This window comes from Streptomyces sp. NPDC048560, from assembly GCF_040650955.1.
GTDB lineage: Bacteria > Actinomycetota > Actinomycetes > Streptomycetales > Streptomycetaceae > Streptomyces.
The window spans coordinates 338,781-362,175 of sequence record NZ_JBEZIJ010000008.1 but is presented as its reverse complement, the minus strand read 5'-3'; the positions used below and the strand labels follow the sequence as shown (position 1 = coordinate 362,175).

Sequence of the window (23,395 nt, the reverse complement as noted above, 5' to 3'; positions counted from 1 at the left end):
AGGATTTCGACCATGGCGGCCACTGGAACCGAGAAGCAGGAGTCGAGCGAAGGCGTGAAGGCCTTTTACGTATCGACCCCCATTTACTACGTCAACGACGCTCCTCACCTGGGCCACGCCTACACGACCGTCGCAGGCGACGTGCTCGCGCGCTGGCACCGTCAGCGCGGCGAGAAGGTGTGGTTCCTCACCGGCACGGACGAGCACGGTCAGAAGATCATGCGCACGGCCGAGGCGAACAACGTCACCCCGCAGGCATGGTGCGACAAGCTCGTCGAGGAGGCCTGGAAGCCCCTCTGGGAGCACCTGAACATCACGAACGACGACTTCATCCGTACGACGGAGAAGCGGCACACCGACCGTGTGCAGGAGTTCGTGCAGGACCTGTACGACAAGGACCAGATCTACAAGGGCGGGTACGAAGGCCCGTACTGCGTGGGCTGCGAGGAGTACAAGCTCCCGGGCGACCTCATCGAGGCCGAGGACGGCACCAAGCTGTGCCCCGTCCACAAGAAGCCGGTGGAGCTCCTCAAGGAGGAGAACTACTTCTTCAAGCTCAGCGAGTACGGCCCCAAGCTGCTGGAGTTCTACGCGGCCAACCCCGGGTTCATCCAGCCCGAGTCAGCCCGCAACGAGGTGCTGAACTTCGTCAAGCAGGGGCTCCAGGACCTCTCGATCTCGCGCTCGACCTTCGACTGGGGCGTCCCGGTGCCGTGGGACGAGAAGCACGTGATCTACGTCTGGGTCGACGCGCTGCTCAACTACGCGACGGCCGTCGGCTACGGCGCGAACCAGGAGAAGTTCGACACCACCTTCCCTGCCGACGTGCACCTGATCGGCAAGGACATCCTGCGCTTCCACTCGGTGATCTGGCCCGCGATGCTGATGGCGCAGGGGCTGCCGCTGCCCGGCAAGGTCGTCGCCAACGGCTGGCTGATGGTCGGCGGCGAGAAGATGTCCAAGTCGAACCTGACCGGCATCAAGCCGCAGGACCTGACCTCGCACTTCGGCGTGGACGCGTACCGCTGGTACTTCCTGAGGGCGATCGCGTACGGCAACGACGGCTCGTTCTCGTGGGAGGACTTCGCCGCCCGTTACACCTCCGAGCTCGCCAACGACTACGGCAACCTGGCCTCGCGCCTCGCCGCCATGGTCGGCAAGTACTTCGGCGGGGCGCTCCCGGAGGCCACGGCCGCCGGTGACGCCGAGCAGGCGGTGCGGGAGGGCCTGGCGAAGGCCGTCGCCGCCGCCGACCGGAAGATCGGCGAGGAGCTCGACTTCCAGGCCGGCATCCTGGCGATCTTCGACTTCGTGAAGCAGGTCAACGGCTACATCACGGAGCAGGAGCCCTGGAAGGTCGCCAAGGACACGTCTCCGGAGGGCCAGGCCCGCCTCGCGACGATCCTCTACACCGCCGCCGAGGCGCTGCGCGGTGTGGCCGTCCTGCTGAACCCGGTGATGCCTGAGACCTCGCAGAAGCTGTGGGAGTCCCTGGGCGCCGAGGAGTCCCTGGGCGCGCTGGCCGGCCAGCGGGTGCAGGACGCGGGCACCTGGGGCCTGCTGTCCGCCGGTGCGACGGTGACGAAGGGTGCGGTGCTGTTCCCGCGCCTGGAGGAGAAGCCCGCGTAGCCGACGCCACGTGACGACAGAGGGCCGGGACCGCGCGACGCGGTCCCGGCCCTCTCGTTCGACGCCGTACGCCTCACTGCCGCAGCGCCTCCCCGTCCCCCATCACGATCACCGGCTTGCTCACCGGGTCGAGTGCGAGCAGCAGTTCCCTCATCCGGGCCTGGGGGAGCGAGACGCACCCCTGGGTCGGGCCGCCGTGGTCCACGTGCAGCCAGATTCCGCCGCCCCGCTCCTCGCCGAGCGGACGCTCCCGGTCCAGGGGGGTGACGCCGGGCGTGCGGTTGTAGTCGATGGCGACGACGTAGTCGAAGGACCCTTCGAGCGACTCCCCGAAGAAGCCCTCCCCGCTCATCGCGAAACGGGGGTGCTCGTCGTACGGGAGCAGGGCTCCCGGATCCGGGAGCCGCCCGCCCGCGTCGGAGAGGGTGTAGACGCCGGTCGGCGACTTGAGATCGCCCGCCACGTGGTTGTCGGTCCAGCCCTTCAGGCCGTTGTGCGCGGGCCACGGTCCGGCCGCCGGCCGCCAGCCCTTGACGGGGTCACGGGTGTAGAGGACGACGGTGGACTGGTTGGAGTCGGCGGCATCGCCTGTGACGACGACCGCCTGCCGCGCGGTGGCCGGGACCGCCGCCCTGGTGCGGGGGCCGAGTGCCGGGATCTCCGCGGGCCGGGGTGCCTTCGTGCGCACGACAGCGGGCATGGACTGGGGGCCCGCCGCGCCGCTGGGTGCGGGGGATGCCGGCGGTGCGGAGGCCTCCGTGGAGCAGCCGGTGAGCACGAGGAGGACCAGGGCGACGAGGGTGGCGTACGGACGGCGGGAAGCGGACACGGCGAGGGCTCCTGAGTAGGTCGGCTGACGCAGTCTCAGGTCGCAGTCTTCGCCCGGCCCGACCCTGACGCACCCTCAGCCGGGCCATCCAGCTGCACATGTCACCCGCATGTCAGACTCCGGTGCCGTCGTTCGTCTCGTCCGGGTCGACGCCCATGGTGATCGAACCGATGACGCCGCGCGCGATGCGCCCCTTGCCGTAGGTGAGCTTCAGCAGGCCGCCCGTGACCCCGCTCTGGTCGTAGATGGTGTCCTCGGTGAGGGTGGTGCGGGTGGTGGTGCTCGTCGAGTACGGAGCCACCTTCGCCGAGTCGAGCACGGAACGCTCCGAGAAGAAGAACTGCCCGGTGTGGCAGGTGTGTCCGCCCTCGTACCCGGCGTCGGTCATCTTCCCGCCGACGTGCACCTTGGTGTGGATGTGGACGGCGCGGCCCTGGTACCAGCCGGGGAAGACCGTCCTGAACTCCACGTAGCCGTGCTTGTCGGTGAGTTGTGTGCCCCGCAGGTAGCGCTTGTCGTCGGTGGGCTCGCTGTGGCCGCCGCCACCGCCGGGTCCGCCGCCACCGGGCTCCCCGGTCGGGGGCGTGCCGGTCGGCGTGCCGGTGGGGGCGTCGGTGGGGGTGCCGCTCGGTGGGGTGCCGCCGCCACCGGGGCCTCCGGGACCGCCGCCGCTCATGCCCTCGTAACCGGAGTAGAGCCCGAGGGCGTCGCAGTGCCAGATGTCGACGGCTGCCTGCTTGACCGGTTTGCAGGTGTCGGAGTCGATGACCTTCAGGCGGAGGGTCATGAGGATGCCCTCCCTGTCCTCCGTGATGTCCCGGCGGATCTTGTCTGCGTCGATGTAGTACGGCCCCTCGGTGGTCTCCGAGGTCAGCCGATAGCACGTCTCCTTCTGCCCGGCCGTCTCCTTCGACGTGGCGCCGGCCTCGTCGGCCGAGGCGTTCGCGACGACTGCGGCTCCGATCCCGGCCGCGGCCACGGCCGCACCACCGGCGAGTATGACCCGCCGGCGAGTCAGGTCTTTCTTGTGTGCGGGTCCCTGATTTTCTGTCATGGGCGTGAGGCTAGGCAGCCGAGCTGGCAAGGACATGAGCGCGCGCTGTGTGTTCCTGTGCGCCGACCCCGTACCACCGGACGCGGAACAGCCCCCGGCCTGGCGACCGAGGGCTGTTTCACGTGGAACCGAAGCGGAACCGCTGACGCTTACTTCGCGCCGGTGTCCCTCGCCACGGAGTCCTTGGCGTCCGCCTTCTCCTTCACCGACGCGACCGGCTTGCGGAGCTGGATGTTCAGCTCACGCAGACGGGTCTCGTCCAGCTCGGACGGTGCGCCCATCATCAGGTCCTGGGCGTTGCCGTTGAGCGGGAAGGCGATCGTCTCGCGGATGTTGGGCTCGTCGGCGAGCAGCATCACGATGCGGTCGACGCCCGGGGCGATTCCGCCGTGCGGCGGTGCGCCGAGACGGAAGGCGCGCAACATGCCCGCGAACTCACGCTCGACGGTCTCGGCCTCGTAACCGGCGATCTCGAACGCCTTGAGCATGACGTCGGGCTCGTGGTTACGGATGGCGCCGGAGGACAGCTCGATGCCGTTGCAGACGATGTCGTACTGCCACGCCAGGATGTCCAGCGGGTCCTTCTCCTCCAGGTCCTTCATGCCGCCCTGGGGCATGGAGAACGGGTTGTGGGAGAAGTCGATCTTGCCGGTGTCCTCGTCCTTCTCGTACATCGGGAAGTCGACGATCCAGCAGAACCGGAACACACCCTCCTCGAAGTGGCCGGAGCGCTTGGCGGCCTCGACGCGGACGACAGACATGATCTTGGAGACCTCGTGGAACTCGCCCGCGCCGAAGAACACGGCGTGGCCGGGGACCAGGGACAGGCGCTCGGTGAGCGTCTTGATGTCCGCCTCGGTGAGGAACTTGGCGATCGGACCCGCCAGGGTGCCGTCCTCGCCGACCCGGACCCAGGCGAGACCCTTGGCGCCGTGCTCGACCGCGTACGCGCCGAGGCCGTCGAAGAACTTCCGGGACTGGCCCGCGGTGTCCGGGACCGGCAGCGCGCGGACGTGCTTGCCGGCGAACGCCTTGAACTCCGAGTCCGCGAAGACGTCGGAGATGTCGACGAGCTCCAGCTGCGCACGCAGGTCCGGCTTGTCGTTGCCGTACTTCAGCATCGACTCACGGAACGGGATGCGCGGGAACGGCGAGGTGACGTGGCGACCGTTCCCGTACTCCTCGAAGAGCTCGGTCATGAGCTTCTCGATCGGCTGGAAGACGTCCTCCTGCTCGACGAAGGACATCTCGACGTCGAGCTGGTAGAACTCGCCGGGCGAGCGGTCCGCGCGGGCGTCCTCGTCGCGGAAACACGGCGCGATCTGGAAGTAGCGGTCGAAGCCGGAGATCATCAGCAGCTGCTTGAACTGCTGGGGGGCCTGCGGCAGCGCGTAGAACTTACCCGGGTTCAGCCGGGAGGGGACCACGAAGTCGCGGGCGCCCTCGGGGGACGTCGCCGCGAGGATCGGGGTCGCCATCTCGTTGAAGCCGAGGGCCACCATCTTGGAGCGGATGGAGGCGATGACCGACGAGCGCAGCATGATGTTGCGGTGCATCCGCTCGCGGCGCAGGTCGAGGAAGCGGTACTCCAGGCGCCGCTCCTCGTTGACGCCGTCCTCGGCGTTGATCGTGAAGGGCAGCGGGGCGGCCTCGCCCAGGACCTCGACCTCGGTGACCTCGATCTCGATGTCACCGGTCGGGAGCTCCGGGTTGACGTTGTCGGCGCCGCGGGCGGAGACCTTGCCGTCGATCCGGACGACGGTCTCCTTGGTCAGCTTCGACAGGGCGTCGTTACCGGGAGTGCCGGGGCGGGCGACGAGCTGCACCAGACCGTAGTGGTCGCGCAGATCGATGAAGAGGATGCCACCCAGGTCTCGGCGATTGTGCAGCCAGCCGCTCAGCCGGACGTCGGTGCCGACGTCAGAGGCGCGGAGCTCGCCGCAGGTGTGGGACCTGTACCGATGCATCGTCGTTCATCCAGTCTTAGCGATTCGAGGCGGATTGAGACCGACGGGGAACGGGAGGGCGGTCTCAGCCACCCCAGGCTACCGCCCGCGTCCGCACCCCAGCATTGCCATTGCCGTTTCAAGGTCTTCCGGGACACATCGGACGGCGGTCCGCAGCCGTCAGGCCCCGGGCGCCCGGCCCGTCCCCTCGGTGGCGTCCGGCGCACACATCTTCTTAAAGTGGGGCAATGCGCACCGAGGAAGTCCTGGCCGCGATCGCGACCGGCCTGTGGCGCTGGGACCACGAGGCCGGGCAGGTCACACTCGACGCGGAGGCGGCCCGGCTCCTCGGCCTGCCCGGCGAGTCCGGCAACTACAGCGAGTCCGTGGTGCGCTCCCGGTTCCACCCGGTCGACTGGAACGAGATCTACGCGGTCGTGAACCTCGCGGTCGCCGAGGGCACGCTCGCCGAGGCCCGGCTGCGGATCGTGGACGACCAGGGGTACGTGCTCCGTATCGTCCGAAGCCGGTCGAAGCCGGTCCTGCAGGCCGGGGGAGGCCCGCAGAGCTACGTACTGTTGGGGACCCTCCAGGAGGTCGCGGAGCCGCAGCCGGACGCCACCGCCACACAGACGGCCATCACCGGGGACTGGCGCCGCTCCCGCGAGGCGTTCCTGCTGGACGCGGGCCGGGCGCTTGCCGAGGCACGCTCCACCGAGGAGGTGCTGCGGGTCGCCGCGTCGCTCTCCATGCCCGGGTTCTCGCCGGACGGCCTCGCCGTGTTCGGCGTAGCGGGAGAGCGGCTGACGATCATCGGGCACCACGGGCACAACGTGGGTGACGAGGACCCGTTCGCCGACATGCCCCTGGACACGGACTATCCGGCCGCCGAGGTCGTACGGACGGGGCGGGCGATCTATCTGCCGTCGCCGGACGAGTACCGGCGGCGCTTCTCCGCCACCTGGCCCCTCGCCCGCCGCTTCGGGCGCCGCTCCTGGGCCTTTCTGCCGCTGATCGCCTCGGGCCACGTGATGGGCGCCTGGATGGCCGGGTTCCGGCACCCCGTGACCTTCTCGCCGGACGAGCGCGCCGTGCTGACGACGGTCGCCCGGATGCTCGCCCAGGCGCTGGACCGCGCCGGGGCCGCCGAGACCGAACGCGAGCTGTCACTCGGCCTCCAGCGCTCGATGATGCCCTCCCTGGGGCCCGACATCCCCGGGATGTCCGTGGCGGCGCGCTACATCCCGACCGGTGGTGGGCTGCAGGTCGGCGGTGACTGGTACGACATGATCCCGCTCCCGAACGGCCGTATCGCCCTCGTCATCGGTGACGTCCAGGGCCACGACGTACGTGCCGCGGGCCTCATGGGGCAGCTGCGGATCGCCCTGCGCGCCTACGCCTCCGAGGGCCACCGCCCCGACGCGGTGCTCTCCCGGGCCTCGCGCTTCCTCGCCGGTCTCGCCGAGGAGCAGGGGGGCGGGGACGAGAGCGCGGCCCCCCGCTTCGCGACCTGTCTGTACGCGGAGGCCGACCCGGAGAGCGGCACCCTGGACATCGCCCGGGCGGGCCATCCGGACCCCGTCGTGATCAGTGCCGACGGCACCGCGGTGATCCGTCAGACGGCGGGCGGACTGCCGCTGGGCATCGAGGCCGACTCGGACTATCCGACGACCAGGGTCGTCCTGGAACCGGGCGAAACGATCATGTTGTGCACGGACGGGCTCATCGAGACCGGCGGGCACGACATGGCGACCGGCTGGAGCCGGCTGAGGCCGGTCCTGGAGGAGCCGACCGAGGACCTGGAGAAGCTCGCCGACGCCCTCGTCCAGGCCGTGCACGGCCCGACGTCCCACTACACGACCGGCCCGCTGGCTGACCGGCGCGAGGACGACATCGCCGTCCTGGTGCTCCGCCGCGAGGGCCCCACGACCCGGCAGGCGCCGCCGCGCCGCACCGCGATGACCATCGCCCAGGCCGAACCCGAGCGCATCGCGGCGGCCCGCCAGCAGCTGCGCGAGCTGCTGCACGACTGGGCCGACCCGGAGCAGGTCGACTCGGCGGTGCTGATGCTCTCCGAGATGGCCACCAACGTGCTCGTCCACACGGACGGCGACGCGCTGATGGTCGCGGAGGTGAGCGGCGAACGGGGCGAGCGGCGGCTGCGCGTGGAGGTCGCCGACGGGAGCGACGAGCTGCCGCACAAGCGGCGGCCCGGCGAGATGGCGTCCAGCGGGCGGGGTCTCGTCCTGATGGAGATGCTGGCCGACGCATGGGGCGTGGACCCTCGTGGTGAGGGGAAGTCGATCTGGTTCGAACTGTCGGAGGCGCAGCTGCCGGCTCTCTGACCGGGGCGGTGGGCGCCCGGTGCCGGCGCCGGCGCCCCGGCCGGGTCCCCTGGGTCTCAGGCGCCGGCCGGGCTCGCCGGGGGGCCCTCACCGGGGTGCGGCGGGTCGCCGGGCTCCGAGGCCTCGTAATCCTTCCGGAGCTCCCCGATGACCCCGAACACCGCCGCGCACAACGGCACGGCCAGCAACATGCCCAGGACGCCCGCCACACTCGCACCTGCGGTCAGGGCGATCATGATCATGGCCGGGTGCATCTGGACCGTACGGCTCTGGATCATCGGCTGGAGGACGTGTCCCTCCAGCACCTGGACCGCCAGCACCACCCCCAGGACCCAGAGGGCGATGACGAACCCCCGGTCGACGAGCGCGACCAGGACGGCGACGGCGCCGGAAATGACCGCGCCGAGATAAGGGATGTACGCCCCGACGAGGACCAGCGCCCCCAGACCCACCGCCCCGGGGACGCCCAGGATCAGCAGACCCACCGTGATGCACACGGCGTCGATCAGCGCGATGAACGTGGTGCCCCGCATGAAGCCCTCGACGGCCTCGAAGGCCCGCCGCCCCATGGCCTCCACCAGGTCGCCGGTACCGCGCGGGGCGAGGGTGTGGGCGAGGTTCGCGGCCCGGTCGGAGTCGCGCAGGAAGAAGAAGGTGAGCAGCAGGGTCAGGATGCCGGTCGCCGCGAGGGAGCCGAGCAGGCTGATCCCGCTGAGCAGGCCGCCGGCCGCGCTGGCACCGAACTTCTCGAAGAGGTTCTTGGCGTTGTCGGTGAGGTCGTTCACGTTCGCGCCGTCGGCGATGCCGAAGTGGTCGATGATCCACTGGCCCGCGTCCTTGAGCGAGTCCACGATCTGGCCGCCGGTGTCGATGAGGGCCGTCACGACGATGTACCCGGCGCCTCCGACCACGGCGACGAGCACGCAGCAGGTGAGTCCGGCGGCCACCGACCGGTTCACCTTGCGGGCGGTCAGCCATCGGTGGACCGGACCGAGCAGCGCCGTGCCGAGCAGCGCGAGCAGGACCGGCGTGACCGCCGTCTTGAGCACGATGCACAGCCACACGGCGACCGCGACGACCCCGGTGACGAGGAGCAGGACGCCGCACCACGCGGCTGTCCGTCGCGCAGCATCGGGCAGGAGAGGCTTGGGGGTCTGCACCCTCCCACCCGATCACGGCGCCGGTAGCGCGGCCCGCCCGCCGGGGCGTACGGGTGACTGTCCGTCACCCGGCGCCGCGGCGGGCGGACGGGGCGTCACATTCCGTGGACGGCGGGCACGGTGCCGAGGCGGCCGGCCTGGAAGTCCTCGAAGGCCTGCTTGAGCTCGGCCTGGCTGTTCATGACGAACGGCCCGTAGTGCGCCATGGGCTCACGGATCGGACGGCCGCCGAGCAGGACGATCTCCAGGTCGGGGCTGTTGCCGTCCTGGGCCTCGTCCGCGCGGAACGTCAGCGAGGAGCCGCTGCCGAAGACGGCGGTCTGCCCCTTGTGGAGCGGCCTGCGCTCCGCACCGGCGGTGCCGCGTCCGGCGAGGACGTAGGCGAGCGCGTTGAAGTCCTCGCGCCACGGCAGGGTCACCTCGGCGCCGGGACGGACGGTGGCGTGGATCATCGTGATCGGGGTGTGGGTGATCCCGGGACCCTCGTGCCCGTCGAGCTCACCGGCGATGACGCGCAGCAGCGCGCCGCCGTCCGGGGAGGCGAGGAGCTGGACCTGGCCGCCGCGGATGTCCTGATAGCGGGGGGCCATCATCTTGTCCGCCTTGGGCAGGTTCACCCAGAGCTGGAGGCCGTGGAAGAGGCCACCGGACATGACGAGGGACTCCGGCGGCGCCTCGATGTGCAGCAGGCCCGAGCCGGCTGTCATCCACTGGGTGTCGCCGTTCTCGATGGTGCCGCCGCCACCGTTGCTGTCCTGGTGGACGAAGGTGCCGTCGATCAGGTAGGTCACGGTCTCGAAGCCGCGGTGCGGGTGCCAGGGCGTGCCCTTCGGCTCGCCCGCGGCGTACTCCACCTCACCCATCTGGTCCATCATGATGAACGGGTCGAGGTGCTTGTAGTTGATGCCCGCGAAGGCGCGGCGCACCGGGAAGCCCTCCCCCTCGAACCCGGTCGGCGCGGTCGTGACCGCGAGCACGGGACGGGCCACGGCGTCACCCTGGGCCGCCACCTTGGGCAGGCTCAACGGGTTTTCGACGGTCACTGCGGGCATCGAAGCCACCTCCTGGATTGTCCTGGTTCCAATTTAGTTGAATGGTGAACATCTCGCAAGGGCGGATCCATTCCCGCCCCGCCCGGGCAGCACGAAGGGCCCGCACCACAGGGGTACGGGCCCTTCGGCACCGCCGTTCGCCGGCCGCCGAACCAGGGGCCCTAGCCGTACATGCGGCGCATCGCGAAGTCGACCATCTGCTCCACGGCCTTGGCGTCGAAGACCATGCGGTGGTCTCCCTCCATGTCCAGGACGAAGCCGTAGCCGGTGGGCAGCAGGTCGATCACCTCGGCGCCGGTGATCACGAAGTACTTGGACTCCTTGCCCGCGTACAGCCGCAGCTCCTTGAGCGTGGTGAACATGGGGATCACCGGCTGCTGGGTGTTGTGCAGGGCCAGGAAGCCAGGGTTGTCCCCGCGCGGGCAGTAGACCTTCGAGGTCGCGAAGATCTGCTGGAAGTCCTCCGCGGACAGGGAGCCCGTGGTGAAGGCCCGGACCGCGTCCGCCAGGGACGGGGGCGAAGGTTCGGGATACAGCGGCTGCTCGCCGTAGCCGCCGCCCATCTGCTGCTGCGCGCCCGGGTTCTGGTCATAGCCGTACATGCCGCAAAGAGTAATCGGACACATCAACCCCTCGGGGGGTTGCGTCTTATTACTGACGGGTAGCATCATCGTAGAGGTCAGCTGATATACCCACGCCAGCTCGTCGCCCGACCCTCACCCCTCCCCGGGGCGCTGCGCGCCACTGCTATTGATTACGGAGCCTTCCCATGGGGCACTACAAGTCGAATCTCCGCGACATCGAGTTCAACCTCTTCGAGGTCCTCGGGCGCGACAAGGTGTACGGCACCGGCACATTCGCCGAGATGGACGTCGACACCGCGAAGACCATCCTCGACGAGATCAACCGCCTCGCGGAGAACGAGCTCGCCGACTCCTTCGCGGACGCCGACCGCAACCCGCCGGTGTTCGACCCGGAGACCAACACCGCTCCGGTGCCGGCCACCTTCAAGAAGTCGTACCAGGCGTTCATGGACTCCGAGTACTGGCGCCTCGGCCTGCCCGAGGAGATCGGCGGCACCACCTCGCCGCGCTCCCTGATCTGGGGTTACGCGGAGCTGCTGCTCGGTTCGAACCCGGCCGTGTGGATGTACTCCTCCGGCCCGGCCTTCGCCGGCATCCTCTTCGACGAGGGCAACGAGGCGCAGAAGAAGATCGCGGAGATCGCCGTCGAGAAGCAGTGGGGCTCGACGATGGTGCTGACCGAGCCCGACGCGGGTTCGGACGTCGGCGCAGGCCGCACGAAGGCCGTCGAGCAGGAGGACGGCTCCTGGCACATCGAGGGTGTGAAGCGCTTCATCACCTCGGGCGAGCACGACATGTCCGAGAACATCCTCCACTACGTGCTGGCGCGTCCCGAGGGCGCAGGCCCGGGCACCAAGGGCCTCTCGCTCTACATGGTCCCGAAGTTCCACTTCGACTGGACCACCGGCGAGCTCGGTGAGCGCAACGGCGTGTACGCGACGAACGTCGAGCACAAGATGGGCCTCAAGGCCTCCAACACGTGCGAGATGACCTTCGGCGACCAGCACCCCGCCAAGGGCTGGCTGGTCGGAGACAAGCACGACGGCATCCGCCAGATGTTCCGCATCATCGAGTTCGCCCGCATGATGGTCGGCACGAAGGCCATCGCGACGCTGTCGACGGGTTACCTGAACGCGCTGGAGTACGCCAAGGAGCGCGTCCAGGGCACGGACCTCTCGCAGTTCATGGACAAGACGGCGCCCAAGGTCACCATCACGCACCACCCCGACGTGCGCCGCTCGCTCATGACGCAGAAGGCGTACGCGGAGGGCATGCGCTCCCTCGTCCTGTACACCGCCACCGTCCAGGACGCGATCCAGGAGAAGGAGGCCGCGGGCGAGGACGCGAAGGCGCTGAACGGCCTCAACGACCTGCTGCTCCCGATCGTGAAGGGCTACGGCTCCGAGAAGTCGTACGAGCAGCTCGCGCAGTCGCTCCAGACCTTCGGTGGTTCCGGTTACCTCCAGGAGTACCCGGTCGAGCAGTACATCCGCGACGCCAAGATCGACACCCTGTACGAGGGCACGACGGCGATCCAGGGTCAGGACTTCTTCTTCCGGAAGATCGTCCGCGACCAGGGCGCCTCGCTGAACACGCTCTCCGAGGAGATCAAGAAGTTCCTCGCCGAGCACCAGGGCAACGAGGAGCTCAGCACCGCGGTCGACTCGCTCGCCAAGGCGGCCGTGGACCTTGAGGCGATCGTCGGCACGATGATCACCGACCTCACCGCCACCGGTGAGGACGTCAGGAACATCTACAAGGTCGGTCTCAACTCGACCCGCCTGCTGATGGCCTCCGGCGACGTCGTCGTCGGTTACCTGCTGCTCAGGGGCGCGGCCGTGGCGGCCGAGAAGCTGCCGACCGCATCCCCGAAGGACGTCGCCTTCTACCAGGGCAAGATCGCCGCCGCGAAGTTCTTCGCCGCGAACATCCTGCCGGGCGTGGGCGCCGAGCGCGCGCTCGCGGAGACTGTCGACAACTCGCTGATGGAGCTGGACGAGGCCGCGTTCTAGTCCGCGTCCCTCCCCGTCGCACCATGTGAGAAGGCCCGCCCCCACCGGGGCGGGCCTTCTCTATGATCGGGATCCGGCCCGACAAGGAGACATGCTCATGAGCTCGAAGCGGGTAACTGCCGTACACCGGACGGCGCGAGGCGTTTCGGCGGCAGCTGCGGGGCTGCTCCTGCTCGCGGGCTGCGGTGGCGGCACCGGGGACGAGGCGGCGGCGCTGGACGAGGCACAGGTCGCCTCCGTGCTGCCGGACGAGGACGCGATGCCGGGCTGGGAGCGCTCCGAGAAGGCGTCCACCTCGCCGATGAACGACCTCGCCCGCGGCAGCCTCTGCCCGAGCCGGGGCCACGAGGGGTGCGAGAAATCCCTGTTCATGGGGTCGGTCTCCTTCGTGAACGAGAACGAGAAGGCCGGGGCCCGCTTCTGGATGATCGCGTACGAGGACGAGGAGGCCGCCGAGGCCGCGTACGACGTCCTGTGGAAGCGCACCGCGCGCACCACCGGCAAGGACGAGGCCGACCTCGGGCAGGTCGGCGAGCAGCGCGACGCCCGGCTGGGGGCGCAGTACGGCCAGGGGCTCAGCGTCACCGGCCAGATACGGGTCGGCACCGCGGTGCTCTGGATGGGTTCGGACGCCCGGAGCGAGGAGAAGCCCGACCAGGAGCTCACCGAGGGCCTCGCGGCACTGTTCTCCGAGCGCGCGCGGCAGGCCCAGAACGGCGACGAGCCGACCGCCGGGCTCTGACCGGTGCCGGGCGAGGAACCGGCCGGGAACCGGCCGAACCACCACGCCACACACAACCTGCCCGTTTCCTCACGCGACAGCCGTGAATCCTCGCTGCCCACCGTCGTTACAGTGAAGAACATGAGTTCTCCCCTCCGCTTCGATCGCGGGCACACCGACGACCTGATGACCTTTCTGATGGCCAGCCCCTCCCCGTACCACGCGGTGGCGTCCGCCGCGGCGCGGCTGGAGAAGGCCGGCTTCCGGCAGGTCGAGGAGACCGCGGCCTGGGACGCGTCCACGGGTGGGAAGTACGTGCTGCGCGGCGGGGCGATCATCGCCTGGTACGTGCCGGAGGGCGCCGAGGCGCACACCCCGTTCCGGATCGCCGGAGCGCACACCGACTCGCCGAACCTCCGGGTGAAGCCGCTGCCCGACACCGGTTCCCACGGCTGGCGCCAGGTCGCCGTGGAGATCTACGGCGGGACGCTCCTGAACACCTGGCTCGACCGCGACCTCGGTCTCGCCGGCCGGATCTCGCTGCGCGACGGCACGCACCGGCTGGTCAACATCGACCGGGCCCTCCTGCGCGTACCGCAGCTGGCCGTGCACCTGGACCGGTCGTCCAACACCGACGGCCTCAAGCTCGACCGCCAGAAGCACATGCAGCCCATCTGGGGCCTCGGTGACGTCGCGGAGGGCGACCTCATCCGCTTCGTCGCCGAGGAGGCGGGCGTCGACGCCGAGGACGTGACCGGCTGGGACCTCATGCCGCACGCCATCGAGCCGCCGTCCTATCTCGGGCGGGACCGCGAGCTGCTTGCCGGTCCACGGATGGACAACCTGCTCTCGGTGCACGCGGCGACCGCCGCGCTCGCCGCCGTCGCCGGCCGGCCGGACGACGAGATCCCGTACATCCCGGTGCTCGCCGCGTTCGACCACGAGGAGAACGGCTCGCAGTCCGACACCGGCGCCGACGGCCCGCTGCTCGGCACCGTCCTGGAGCGCTCCGTCTTCGCCCGCGGCGGCAGTCTCGAAGACCGTGCCCGCGCCTTCGCCGGCACCGTCTGCCTCTCCTCCGACACCGGGCACGCGGTGCACCCGAACTACGCGGAGCGCCACGACCCGACGCACCACCCGGTGGCCAACGGCGGGCCGATCCTCAAGGTCAACGTCAACATGCGGTACGCGACCGACGGCAGCGGCCGCGCCGTGTTCGCGGCGGCGTGCGAGAAGGCCGGTGTGAAGTGGCAGACGTTCGTCTCCAACAACGCCATGCCGTGCGGTACGACGATCGGTCCGATCACGGCGGCCCGCCACGGCATCCAGACCGTCGACGTCGGCGTCGCGATCCTGTCGATGCACAGCGCCCGAGAGCTGTGCGGTGCCGACGACCCGTACCTGCTGGCGAACGCGCTGGCCGCGTTCCTGGCGGGCTGACGGCACCCCTGCCGGCCCTCTGACGCAGGACCCGACGGGCACCCCCGCCTCCGCGGCCGGGGTGCCCTTCCGCGTGCCCGACTGCCGCCCGGCGCATGGTCGTTCACTTGCCGGGTACGCGACCGGTACAACCGGCCCGGATCCTCCGGGCCATCGAGGAGGCGGAACTCATGGGACTCGGAGGGTGCATCATCCTCATCGGTGCAGGGGCAATTCTCGCCTTCGCCACCGACTGGCAAATGGACACCGTCAACGTCGACCTGGTCGGCTGGATCATGATGCTCGTCGGCCTCGTCGGCGTCTTCGCCTACGCGAGCATCGCGCGCCGCCGCCGCATGGTCGTGCCGCCCACCACGGTGGTACGGGAGGACGAGCGCAACTACCCGTGAGGGTGCGTGGGACCGTCGGTCCCACCTGGGACGACCTGGCAACCGGAGGCACCGGCGCCCCGATATTCTGGGGTGTACGCGTGCCCCGACCCGGGTACGTCCCTCCCCCCACCGAGAGGTACTCGTGGAGTTCCGGCTGCTCGGCACCGTCTCCATCGACACGCTCTCGGGCCCGCTGCCGCTCGGGCCGGCCAAACGACGGAGCCTGCTCGCCGCTCTGCTGCTGCGTGCCAACACCCCGGTTTCCATCTCCCAGCTGACGGACGCGCTGTGGGACGACGAACCTCCGCTGCACGCCCGGACCGTCATCCAGGGCCATGTGTCCCGGCTGCGGGCCCTGTTGACGGGAGCGGACGCCGAGGCGTACGAGGTCGAACTGACGACACTCGGTGACGCCTACCTGCTGCGGGTTCCGGAATCGCTGCTCGACTCGCAGCGCTTCGAGGAACTCCTCATGCTGGCGCGCGAACAACGCAGCGCCACCGACACGGTCCTGATGCTCAGGGAGGCGCTCGCCCTGTGGCAGGGACCCGCGCTCACGGGCGTGTTCGCCGGTCCGCCGCTCCAGGCGGCGGCGCACTCCCTGGAGGAGTCGCGGCTGGCCACGGTCGAGCAGCTGGCCTCCGCCTACGTCCGCCTGGGCGAACACAACCGGGCCGCCGCGGTGCTGCGGGCGGAGGCCGTGGCGCATCCGATGCGTGAGTCCCTGGCGGCGGCGCTGATGACGGCGCTGTACCGGTCCGGGCGGCAGTCGGAGGCCCTGGACAGGTTCCACCACACCCGCCGGCTGCTCGCGGACGAGCTGGGGGTCGACCCCGGGCGGGAGCTCGCCGACGCGTACGCCCTGATCCTGCGGGGCGATCCAGGGGACGGCCCGCGGGCGGACGAGGCCCCGGGGCCCGTACAGCTCCGTCCGGCCCGCGTCGCCGCCGACGTGCCGGCTCCCGTCGTGGCCGCCGTGCCGGCCCCCCTCGCCCCGGCCCGCGCACCCGCACACCCGGGTGTCGATCCGCACACCGCCGACCTGCTGCCCCGCGCACCCCGCGGCTTCCACGGGCGGCTCCCCGAACTGGCCTCGCTCTCCCGGGCCGCGGCGGGCGAGGCTCCCATCTGCCTGGTCACCGGGCCGACGGGCATCGGCAAGACCGCGCTCGCCGTCCAGTGGGCGCACCGCAACGTCGCCGCGTTCCCCGACGGACGGCTCTTCGCCGATCTGCGCGGATTCAGCGACACCGGTGAGCCCGAACCGCTGGAGATCCTGCGCGAGTTCCTGCTCGCGCTGGGCGTCGCACCGCGCCGCGTACCCGAATCCGTCCCGGCCGCGTCCGCGCTCTTCCGCTCGATGACCGCCCGGCGCCGTCTCCTCGTCGTACTCGACAACGCACGCGACTCCGCCCAGCTCAGGCCCCTCCTGCCGGGCGGCACCGACTGCGTCACCGTGGTCACCAGCCGACACCGGCTCGAAGGCATCATCGCCTCGGACGCGGCCCGGCCCGTCCCGCTCGACATCCTCGGTCCGCAGGACGGGGTGGCCCTGCTGGCCGGTGTGCTCGGTGAGGAGCGCGTACTCGCCGAACCGGTGGCGGCCCGCCGTCTCGCCGACCTGTGCGGCGGACTGCCGCTCGCCCTGCGGGTCACGGCAGCGCGTCTGGCGGGCCGTCCCGGGCGCACCCTGGCCGGTACGGCCGCCGAACTCGCCGACGAACAGAGCCGGCTGGCCTACCTCGAAGGCGAGGACACCGGTGTCTCGGCCGCGCTGCGGCTGACCGTGCAGCAGCTCCCGCCCGAGGCGGTGCACCATTTCGCCCGCCTCGGTCACCACCCCGGCGGCCACTTCGACCCGTACACGGCCGCCGCGCTCGCCGGGAGCGACCCGGTCACCGCGGCGACCGCGCTGGAACGCCTGGGAGCAGCCCACCTCGTCACGGAGTCGGCGCCCGGCCGCTGGGTCCTGCACGACCTCGTACGCCTGTACGCGCGCGGGCTCGACCCGGACGCGGCGCACGAGGCGCTCGTCGGCGTCCTCGACCACTACATCGCGACCGCGCTCGCCGCCGCCGACACGGCCGAACCCGGAGGCGAGCCGTGCTTCGTCCTGCCGGACGGTTTCCGGCGCCCCGCCGCCGTACGGGACTTCTCCGGACGGGCCGAGGCGATGACGTGGCTGGCCACCGAACGTGAGGACCTCACCCTGGCCGCCGCCGCGGCCCGTACCGCCGGACTCGACGACCGGTCCTGGCGGATCATCCTGCTCCAGTGGCCCCAGGTGGTGTGGCGGGTGCGGGACAACTGGACGCCGATGCTGGAGACGGCGCTCGCCGCGGCGCGCGACCTCGGCGATCCGTACGCCGAGTCCCGGGTGACGACGCTGCTGGGCTGGGTGCTGACCGAGGAGGGCAGGACCGCCGAGGCCGTGACCCTGCTGGAGCGTTCCCCGGGCCTCGCCCGGCAGGCCGGCGACCTGCTCGGTGAGGCGACCGCGCTGATCAACCTGGCCATCGTGCAGGCCGAACAGGGCGACCTGGAACCGGCGCTGGAAGGCTGCGAGCGCGCCATCGAGCTGGGCCGCGCGGAGCGGGACGCCCACACCGAGATGCTCGCCCTGCAGCACATCGCCGGGATGCAGCTCGCCGCCGGCCGGCCGGAGGAGGCACTCGACGCCGCCCGCGCCGCCCTCGACCTCGGTCCCGAGCACGAGGAGGCGGCCCGCCGGGTGCTGCTGACGACCATCTGCGGCGAGGCCCGTCTGGCGCTGGGCACGAAGAGCGAGGGCCTGCGGCTGCTGGAGCGTGCCGCCCAGGAGGCGGAGGACACCGGCTTCAGCGAGGGCGCGGTACGGGCCTTGGGCGCGTTGTTCCAGGTCACCGCTGATCCGGACCACAAGAGGCGGTACGAGCGGGCGCTCCTCAGGCTCTCCGACGACGGCTGAGGCCTCTCCGGCGGCGGCCTGAGGCGGGCGGACGGTCGGGGCAGGTGCCGGGCATCGGCGGGACGTTAGCGGCACGACAGCGAAACGTCACCGCCGGGCGGCAGACTCATGGATGTCAGCAGGTCAGGGGCGATTCACCGCAAAGACGGGAATCAGCTCCGGATCACTGCCCACTCAGCCAGTCGACCGTCGGGCCGGACCACCGGACGCGTCGGACACCACACCACCCGACCCGGGGGACTCTCATGCGTACGTACCGTCACCGCTCCGCCCTGCTCGCCGCCGCGACCACCGCCGCCCTCGCCCTCGCCCTCACCGCCTGCAACGGGGACGACTCCGGCACCAAGTCCGCCGGCCCCGCGGACACCAGCTCCTCGCAGAACGCCGCCGAAGGCTCCTCGCAGGACACCGGCTCCGAGCAGGCCGACTCCGCGAAGGACACCGCCGCCGAGCAGACCACCGGTTCCGGCACCGCCGACGGGTCCGCCGGCTCCGACGCCGGGGCGAACGCCCCGACCTGCACCACCGATGACGTCGCCATCAGTGCCGCCCGCCAGGACGGCCCGCCCTACACGCACATCGTCCTCACGGCGAAGAACACCTCCGGCCACAGCTGCACGATCAAGGGCTTCCCGAAGGTCCAGTTCCTGGAGAGCCACAAGGAGGACGTGCCCGCCGTCGCCAAGAGCGCGCCGGCCGCCCCGGTCGTGCTCCAGGCCGGCGCTCCCGCGTACGCCCTGGTGAAGCTGTCCGACGGTGGCGTCGACGAGGAGAACGAGCCGGTGTCGGCCTTCTCCGTCTGGCTGGAGGGCGGCGACGGCATGGCCACCGTGCAGGCGCCGGGCTCCGGCGGCATCGCCGTGGACCCGGCCGTCTGGGCGACGGGCTACTGGACCCCCGAACTTCGCAACGGCGCCGACGACTTCTGAGCGACGGCTCCCTGAGCGGAGCGCGGGCGCCCACCACCCCGAACGGGGCGCGGGCCGGCCCCTGAACGGCCCGCGGGCCCGTCCCGGTGGATTCCCACAGGGACGGGCCCGTCCGCGTACTCGGATGTGCCGCAGGGTCAGGCGTCGTCCATACCCGCGAGCACCAAGGGCAGCCGGGACACACCTTCGGGAGTCACCCGCAGGGGTACGCCCCAGTCCTGCTGGTGGACGTGGCAGGCCGGGTACTCGTTCTCCGGGTCGTCGTCGCAGGACGCCGCCATCGCAGAGACGTGCAGCACGCCTTCGGTGACCCCGTCCGCCAGGACGAGATCGCGGAACAGGTCCGTACCCGGGCCCGTGCCCTCCGCGAGCAGCTCGGGCGGGGTGGACGAGACCAGCAGGCGGGTCGAGGGACCGTACCGGGTGTCCAGCTTCTGGCCCGCCGGAGCCTGGAAGACCACGTCGAGACGGAGCGCTCCCGGCGCCACCTCGGTGGCGGACCGCTGGGTCCGGTGGGCCTCGCCCGCCACGCGTACGGCCTCTTCGGGCAGCCGCAGCCGGGTCAGCCGGTGCCGGGCCGACTCGACGACGACCAGGTCACCGTCGACCAGCACCGCGTCGCTGGGCTCGCGCACGTCCGTGGCCAGGGTGGTGACCTCGCCGCTCTCGGGGTCGTACCGCCGCAGCGCGTGGTTGTACGTGTCGCTGACGGCGACGGACCCGTCCGGCAGCGCGGTGACGCCCAGCGGGTGCTGGAACAGCGCCTGTCCGGCGGCGCCGTCACGGTGGCCGAAGTCGAAGAGCCCGGTGCCGACGGCGGTGTGGACGGAACCGTCCCGCTCGACATACCGCAGGGCGGAGGTCTCCGGGTCGGCGACCCACAGCCGCTCCCCGTCGACGGACGTCGCGAGACCGGACGGCTGCGCGAACCACGCCTCGCCGGCCGGCCCGTCGACCAGCCCCTCGTTGGTCGTGCCCGCCTCGACCCGCACGCTCCGGGTCCCGGGGTCGTACGACCACAGCTGGTGCACGCCCGCCATCGCGATCCACAGGCGGTCGTCGAACCAGGCGATGTCCCACGGGGAGGAAAGATCGATGTCCTTGGCGGGGCCGTGGTTCGGCGCCCCCTGCCACCACTGGCGGCCCGTCCCCGCGAGCGTGGCCGTCAGGCCGGTGCCCAGGTCGAGGGCCCGGATCGCGTGGTTGACCGTGTCCGCGACGGCGACACGCCCGTCGGGCAGCACAGCGAGTCCCTGCGGCTCACTGAACCTGGCCTCGTCCGGCCCGCCGTCCACCAGGCCCCGCTCACCCGTCCCGAAGTACCGGCGGACGGTCTCACCGTCCCCGTCCAGCTCGACGAGGCGGTGCCTGGTGGTGTCCGAGACCAGGAAGCCACCGTCGGGGAGGACCAGCGCCTTTCCGGGGAAGCGCAGATACGTGGCTACCGGCTCCGGGGCGACGTAGGGGCCGTCGCCCCTCCGCAGCGTTCCCTTGGCCCCGTGCTCGGCCTCCAGCTCCTCGACCAGCTTCCCGATGGCGTGGGCGTGTCCCTCACCGGCGTGCTGGGCGACGACGTACCCCTCGGGGTCGATGACGACGAGCGTCGGCCAGGCCCGTACGGCGTACTGCTTCCAGGTGGCGAGCTCGGGATCGTCGAGGACGGGGTGGTGCACCTCGTACCGCTCGACGGCGTCGACGACGGCCTGGTGCTCGGCCTCGTGCACGAACTTCGGCGAGTGCACACCGATGATCACCACCGTGTCGCGGTGCTTCTCCTCCAGCTCGCGCAGCTCATCGAGGACATGCAGACAGTTCACACAGCAGAATGTCCAGAAGTCCAAGATCACAATGCGCCCTCGCAGGTCAGCGAGGGTGTACTGCTTATCGCCTGTATTCAGCCAGCCGCCCTTGCCGATCAGCTCAGGGGCCCGGACGCGCGCACGTGTAGCCATACCGACAGTCAACATCACCGCGCCCTGCACGCATTCCGGAGGGGGCTCGGGGACCCTGTGAGTCATGAGACTTCTCGTACGTGAGCGACTGTTCGCCGTCGGTGACGACTACTGGATCGAGGACACGGAGGGGCGCAAGGTCTTCCTGGTCGACGGGAAGGCCATGCGGCTGCGGGACACCTTCGAGCTGAAGGACGCTCAGGGCCGGATCCTCATCGAACTGCGGCAGAAGCTGATCAGCCTGCGCGACACGATGGTCATCGAGCGCGACGGCAGGCAGCTCGCCGAGGTCAGGCGGAAGCGGCTGTCCCTGCTGCGCAACCACTACCGCGTGACGCTCGTCGAGGGCACCGAACTCGACGTCAGCGGGCGGATCCTGGACCGCGAGTTCGCCATCGACTACGACGGTGAACTGCTCGCCCAGATCTCCAGGCGCCGGCTCACCGTCCGCGACACGTACGGGATCGATGTCGTCCGCGAGGACGCGGACGCGGCGCTGATGATCGCCGTATCGATGTGCGTGATCGTGCTCGCCGACAAGGAGGGGTGAAGCCGCTTCTGTTTCACGTGAAACAGAAGCGGACCCCTGCTGCTCGTCAGCGCGGCGGCGCGAGGCCCAGACGACGGTCCTTCAGGGCCGGGAACTGGTCGCGGGTGGTGGCGGTCCTGGCCGGGTCGAACTCCACGGTCAGGATCTCCTCGTCCGCACCGGCCTCGGCCAGCACCTCGCCCCAGGGGTCGACGACCATGCTGTGCCCGGCCTGCTGGATGTCGGCGTGGGTACCCGCGGTGCCGACGGCCAGGACGTACGCCTGGTTCTCGACGGCGCGGGCCTGCGCCAGCAGCGTCCAGTGGGCGCGGCGGCGTTCGGGCCATCCGGCGGCGACGACGAGGGTCTCGGCTCCCGCGTCTACCAGCCCACGGAACAGTTCGGGGAAGCGCAGGTCGTAACAGGTGGCAAGGCCCAGCGTGGTCTGCGGCAGGCCGACCGTGACCAGTTCCTCGCCCGCGCCCATCATCACCGCCTCGCCCTTGTCGAAGCCGAAGCGATGGATCTTGCGGTACGAGGCCACACACGCGCCGCCGGGCGAGAAGACCAGCGAGGTGTTGTAGAGGGTGCCGTCCGCCGCCCGCTCGACGAAGGAGCCGGCATGGAGCCAGACCCCGGCCTCGGCCGCGGCCTTCGCCATCGTCCGGTACGTGGGACCCTCGAAGGGTTCGGCCTCGTCCGCGAAGGTGGTGTAGGAGAAGGCGCCGACCGGCCAGAGCTCGGGGAGCACCACCAGGTCCGCGCCCCGCTGACCCACCACCAGTGAAGCCGCGCGTTCTCTGCGGGCATTGACGGATTCGTCCGGATCTACTGCGATCTGGATGAGGGAGGCGCGCACACTACCACCGTCCTGGCATTCGAGCCGTCAACACGGGCCTACGATCGTCACACGAAAGCACTGCCGGGGTGCCTGCTCGCAGCGTAACTTAGCGAGCGAACCTCAGACGCAGAGCCGTAGCCCGCAGACAGCGCCGTCGGTGCCGGCACAACACGCCGGCACTCCCTGCTCTCCAGCCCATGCACCGCAGAACCGCACGAGGGGTCCCGTGACCGTCCATCCCAGCCTCCAGACCTACGCCGACGCCTGGACCCAATCCATCGAGTCGATAGCCGAGCTGGTGAAGCCGCTCGTCGAAGGAGAGTGGAATCGCCGTACGCCGTGCCCCGGCTGGTCGCTGCGCGACATCGTGTCGCACATCATCGGCATGGAGTGCGAGATGCTCGGCGACCCCCGCCCCATCCACACGCTGCCGCGCGATCTGTACCACGTGCAGAACGACTTCACGCGGTACATGGAGATGCAGGTCGATGTGCGGCGCCACCACACCGCACCGGAGATGACCTCCGAGCTGGAGTACACCGTCATCCGCCGCGCCCGTCAGCTGCGCAACGAGTCGCGTGCCCCCGAGACCATGGTCCGGGCGCCCCTCGGGACGGAACAGACGCTGGAACTGGCACTGCACATGCGGGCCTTCGACGTCTGGGTGCACGAGCAGGACCTGCGGACGACGCTGGGCCAGCCGGGCAACCTGGATTCCCCCGGTGCCTTCGTCGCGCGCGACACCCTGCTCGCGGCCCTGCCGAAGGTCGTCGCCAAGAACGCGGGCGCGCCCGCCAATTCGGCGGTCGTGCTGGATGTGCACGGGCCGATGGAGTTCCTGCGCACGGTCCGCGTGGACGCGGAGGGCCGCGGCTCGATCGACGGGTCGCCCTCCCTGGGTCCCGCCGTGACGCTATCCATGGACTGGGAGACGTACTACCGCCTCGCCTGCGGCAGGGTCCGGGCGACCGCGGTCGCGGACCGGATCAAGGTCGAGGGCGACCAGGATCTCGGCGCCGCGATCCTGCACCACTTCGCCGTGACGCCGTAGTTC

General features: G+C 70.6%; 18 protein-coding genes. 10 read left to right on the top strand and 8 right to left on the bottom strand.

Translation table 11 applies throughout. The features are described 5' to 3' along the window. Positions 1-12: 12 nt before the first annotated feature. Positions 13-1,629 (top strand): methionine--tRNA ligase, encoded by a 1,617-nt coding sequence (gene metG, locus AB0C82_RS22910; RefSeq protein WP_362844992.1) that lies wholly within the window; start codon positions 13-15, stop codon positions 1,627-1,629. Positions 1,630-1,702: 73 nt separating this feature from the next. Here metG and AB0C82_RS22905 read toward each other — a convergent pair whose 3' ends face one another. The 3 genes from AB0C82_RS22905 to aspS all read right to left on the bottom strand — a co-directional run bounded on the left by AB0C82_RS22905 (position 1,703) and on the right by aspS (position 5,479). Further along, entirely contained in the window at positions 1,703-2,458 is a 756-nt protein-coding gene (locus AB0C82_RS22905) for a L,D-transpeptidase family protein (RefSeq protein ID WP_362844990.1), read from the bottom strand. Between the two features lie 112 nt (positions 2,459-2,570). Continuing rightward, positions 2,571-3,512 (bottom strand): intradiol ring-cleavage dioxygenase, encoded by a 942-nt coding sequence (locus AB0C82_RS22900; protein ID WP_362844988.1) that lies wholly within the window; start codon positions 3,510-3,512, stop codon positions 2,571-2,573. 149 nt (positions 3,513-3,661) lie between these two features. After that, positions 3,662-5,479: an aspartate--tRNA ligase gene (gene aspS / locus AB0C82_RS22895; RefSeq protein ID WP_362844986.1), complete on the bottom strand. Its 1,818-nt coding sequence runs from the start codon at positions 5,477-5,479 to the stop codon at positions 3,662-3,664. A gap of 227 nt (positions 5,480-5,706) precedes the next feature. Here aspS and AB0C82_RS22890 point away from each other — a divergent pair, with 227 nt between their 5' ends. After that, positions 5,707-7,803: a SpoIIE family protein phosphatase gene (locus AB0C82_RS22890; RefSeq protein ID WP_362844984.1), complete on the top strand. Its 2,097-nt coding sequence runs from the start codon at positions 5,707-5,709 to the stop codon at positions 7,801-7,803. Between the two features lie 56 nt (positions 7,804-7,859). On the opposite strand, the gene AB0C82_RS22885 is transcribed toward AB0C82_RS22890, so the two are convergent. The 3 genes from AB0C82_RS22885 to AB0C82_RS22875 all read right to left on the bottom strand — a co-directional run bounded on the left by AB0C82_RS22885 (position 7,860) and on the right by AB0C82_RS22875 (position 10,617). Further along, complete coding sequence (locus AB0C82_RS22885; RefSeq protein ID WP_362844981.1) at positions 7,860-8,963, bottom strand: AI-2E family transporter; 1,104 nt, start codon at positions 8,961-8,963, stop codon at positions 7,860-7,862. A gap of 95 nt (positions 8,964-9,058) precedes the next feature. After that, complete coding sequence (locus tag AB0C82_RS22880) at positions 9,059-10,015, bottom strand: pirin family protein (RefSeq protein WP_362844978.1); 957 nt, start codon at positions 10,013-10,015, stop codon at positions 9,059-9,061. 161 nt (positions 10,016-10,176) lie between these two features. Continuing rightward, positions 10,177-10,617 (bottom strand): SseB family protein, encoded by a 441-nt coding sequence (locus AB0C82_RS22875; RefSeq protein WP_185299800.1) that lies wholly within the window; start codon positions 10,615-10,617, stop codon positions 10,177-10,179. Positions 10,618-10,784: 167 nt separating this feature from the next. Here AB0C82_RS22875 and AB0C82_RS22870 point away from each other — a divergent pair, with 167 nt between their 5' ends. From AB0C82_RS22870 to AB0C82_RS22845, 6 genes are all read left to right on the top strand, one after another. Further along, entirely contained in the window at positions 10,785-12,611 is a 1,827-nt protein-coding gene (locus AB0C82_RS22870; RefSeq protein WP_362844975.1) for an acyl-CoA dehydrogenase, read from the top strand. A gap of 97 nt (positions 12,612-12,708) precedes the next feature. Then, the gene (locus tag AB0C82_RS22865; protein ID WP_362844972.1) at positions 12,709-13,353 is read left to right on the top strand and encodes a hypothetical protein; all 645 of its coding nucleotides are present in this window, start codon (positions 12,709-12,711) and stop codon (positions 13,351-13,353) included. A 120-nt stretch (positions 13,354-13,473) separates the two neighbouring features. Beyond that, positions 13,474-14,772 carry a M18 family aminopeptidase gene (locus tag AB0C82_RS22860; protein ID WP_362844969.1) on the top strand — a complete coding sequence of 433 codons (1,299 nt, stop codon included), beginning with the start codon at positions 13,474-13,476 and terminating at the stop codon, positions 14,770-14,772. A 170-nt stretch (positions 14,773-14,942) separates the two neighbouring features. Then, the gene (locus AB0C82_RS22855) at positions 14,943-15,161 is read left to right on the top strand and encodes a DUF6458 family protein (RefSeq protein WP_362844966.1); all 219 of its coding nucleotides are present in this window, start codon (positions 14,943-14,945) and stop codon (positions 15,159-15,161) included. Between the two features lie 124 nt (positions 15,162-15,285). Then, positions 15,286-18,090 (top strand): BTAD domain-containing putative transcriptional regulator, encoded by a 2,805-nt coding sequence (locus AB0C82_RS22850; protein WP_362844963.1) that lies wholly within the window; start codon positions 15,286-15,288, stop codon positions 18,088-18,090. Between the two features lie 245 nt (positions 18,091-18,335). Beyond that, the gene (locus tag AB0C82_RS22845; protein ID WP_362844960.1) at positions 18,336-19,019 is read left to right on the top strand and encodes a DUF4232 domain-containing protein; all 684 of its coding nucleotides are present in this window, start codon (positions 18,336-18,338) and stop codon (positions 19,017-19,019) included. Positions 19,020-19,156: 137 nt separating this feature from the next. Here the strand turns inward: AB0C82_RS22845 and AB0C82_RS22840 are convergent, their stop codons facing one another. Beyond that, on the bottom strand, positions 19,157-20,971 hold the full coding sequence (locus tag AB0C82_RS22840) for an NHL domain-containing thioredoxin family protein (RefSeq protein WP_362844957.1): 1,815 nt from the start codon (positions 20,969-20,971) through the stop codon (positions 19,157-19,159). A 64-nt stretch (positions 20,972-21,035) separates the two neighbouring features. On the opposite strand from AB0C82_RS22840, the gene AB0C82_RS22835 reads away from it, so the two are divergent. Continuing rightward, positions 21,036-21,521 carry an LURP-one-related family protein gene (locus AB0C82_RS22835; RefSeq protein WP_362844954.1) on the top strand — a complete coding sequence of 162 codons (486 nt, stop codon included), beginning with the start codon at positions 21,036-21,038 and terminating at the stop codon, positions 21,519-21,521. A gap of 46 nt (positions 21,522-21,567) precedes the next feature. Here the strand turns inward: AB0C82_RS22835 and AB0C82_RS22830 are convergent, their stop codons facing one another. Continuing rightward, complete coding sequence (locus AB0C82_RS22830; protein WP_362844952.1) at positions 21,568-22,359, bottom strand: carbon-nitrogen family hydrolase; 792 nt, start codon at positions 22,357-22,359, stop codon at positions 21,568-21,570. A 208-nt stretch (positions 22,360-22,567) separates the two neighbouring features. On the opposite strand from AB0C82_RS22830, the gene AB0C82_RS22825 reads away from it, so the two are divergent. After that, positions 22,568-23,392, top strand: a complete 825-nt coding sequence (locus tag AB0C82_RS22825; protein ID WP_362844949.1) for a maleylpyruvate isomerase family mycothiol-dependent enzyme — start codon at positions 22,568-22,570, stop codon at positions 23,390-23,392. Positions 23,393-23,395: the final 3 nt, after the last annotated feature.

Excerpts from the sequence above, each read along its gene's own strand:
- metG (WP_362844992.1), top strand. The coding sequence starts at position 13 with ATGGCGGCCACTGGAACCGAGAAGCAGGAGTCGAGCGAAGGCGTGAAG.
- AB0C82_RS22900 (WP_362844988.1), bottom strand. The coding sequence starts at position 3,512 with ATGACAGAAAATCAGGGACCCGCACACAAGAAAGACCTGACTCGCCGG.
- aspS (WP_362844986.1), bottom strand. The coding sequence starts at position 5,479 with ATGCATCGGTACAGGTCCCACACCTGCGGCGAGCTCCGCGCCTCTGAC.
- AB0C82_RS22890 (WP_362844984.1), top strand. The coding sequence starts at position 5,707 with ATGCGCACCGAGGAAGTCCTGGCCGCGATCGCGACCGGCCTGTGGCGC.
- AB0C82_RS22880 (WP_362844978.1), bottom strand. The coding sequence starts at position 10,015 with ATGCCCGCAGTGACCGTCGAAAACCCGTTGAGCCTGCCCAAGGTGGCG.
- AB0C82_RS22875 (WP_185299800.1), bottom strand. The coding sequence starts at position 10,617 with ATGTACGGCTATGACCAGAACCCGGGCGCGCAGCAGCAGATGGGCGGC.
- AB0C82_RS22870 (WP_362844975.1), top strand. The coding sequence starts at position 10,785 with ATGGGGCACTACAAGTCGAATCTCCGCGACATCGAGTTCAACCTCTTC.
- AB0C82_RS22865 (WP_362844972.1), top strand. The coding sequence starts at position 12,709 with ATGAGCTCGAAGCGGGTAACTGCCGTACACCGGACGGCGCGAGGCGTT.
- AB0C82_RS22860 (WP_362844969.1), top strand. The coding sequence starts at position 13,474 with ATGAGTTCTCCCCTCCGCTTCGATCGCGGGCACACCGACGACCTGATG.
- AB0C82_RS22855 (WP_362844966.1), top strand. The coding sequence starts at position 14,943 with ATGGGACTCGGAGGGTGCATCATCCTCATCGGTGCAGGGGCAATTCTC.
- AB0C82_RS22845 (WP_362844960.1), top strand. The coding sequence starts at position 18,336 with ATGCGTACGTACCGTCACCGCTCCGCCCTGCTCGCCGCCGCGACCACC.
- AB0C82_RS22840 (WP_362844957.1), bottom strand. The coding sequence starts at position 20,971 with ATGGCTACACGTGCGCGCGTCCGGGCCCCTGAGCTGATCGGCAAGGGC.
- AB0C82_RS22835 (WP_362844954.1), top strand. The coding sequence starts at position 21,036 with ATGAGACTTCTCGTACGTGAGCGACTGTTCGCCGTCGGTGACGACTAC.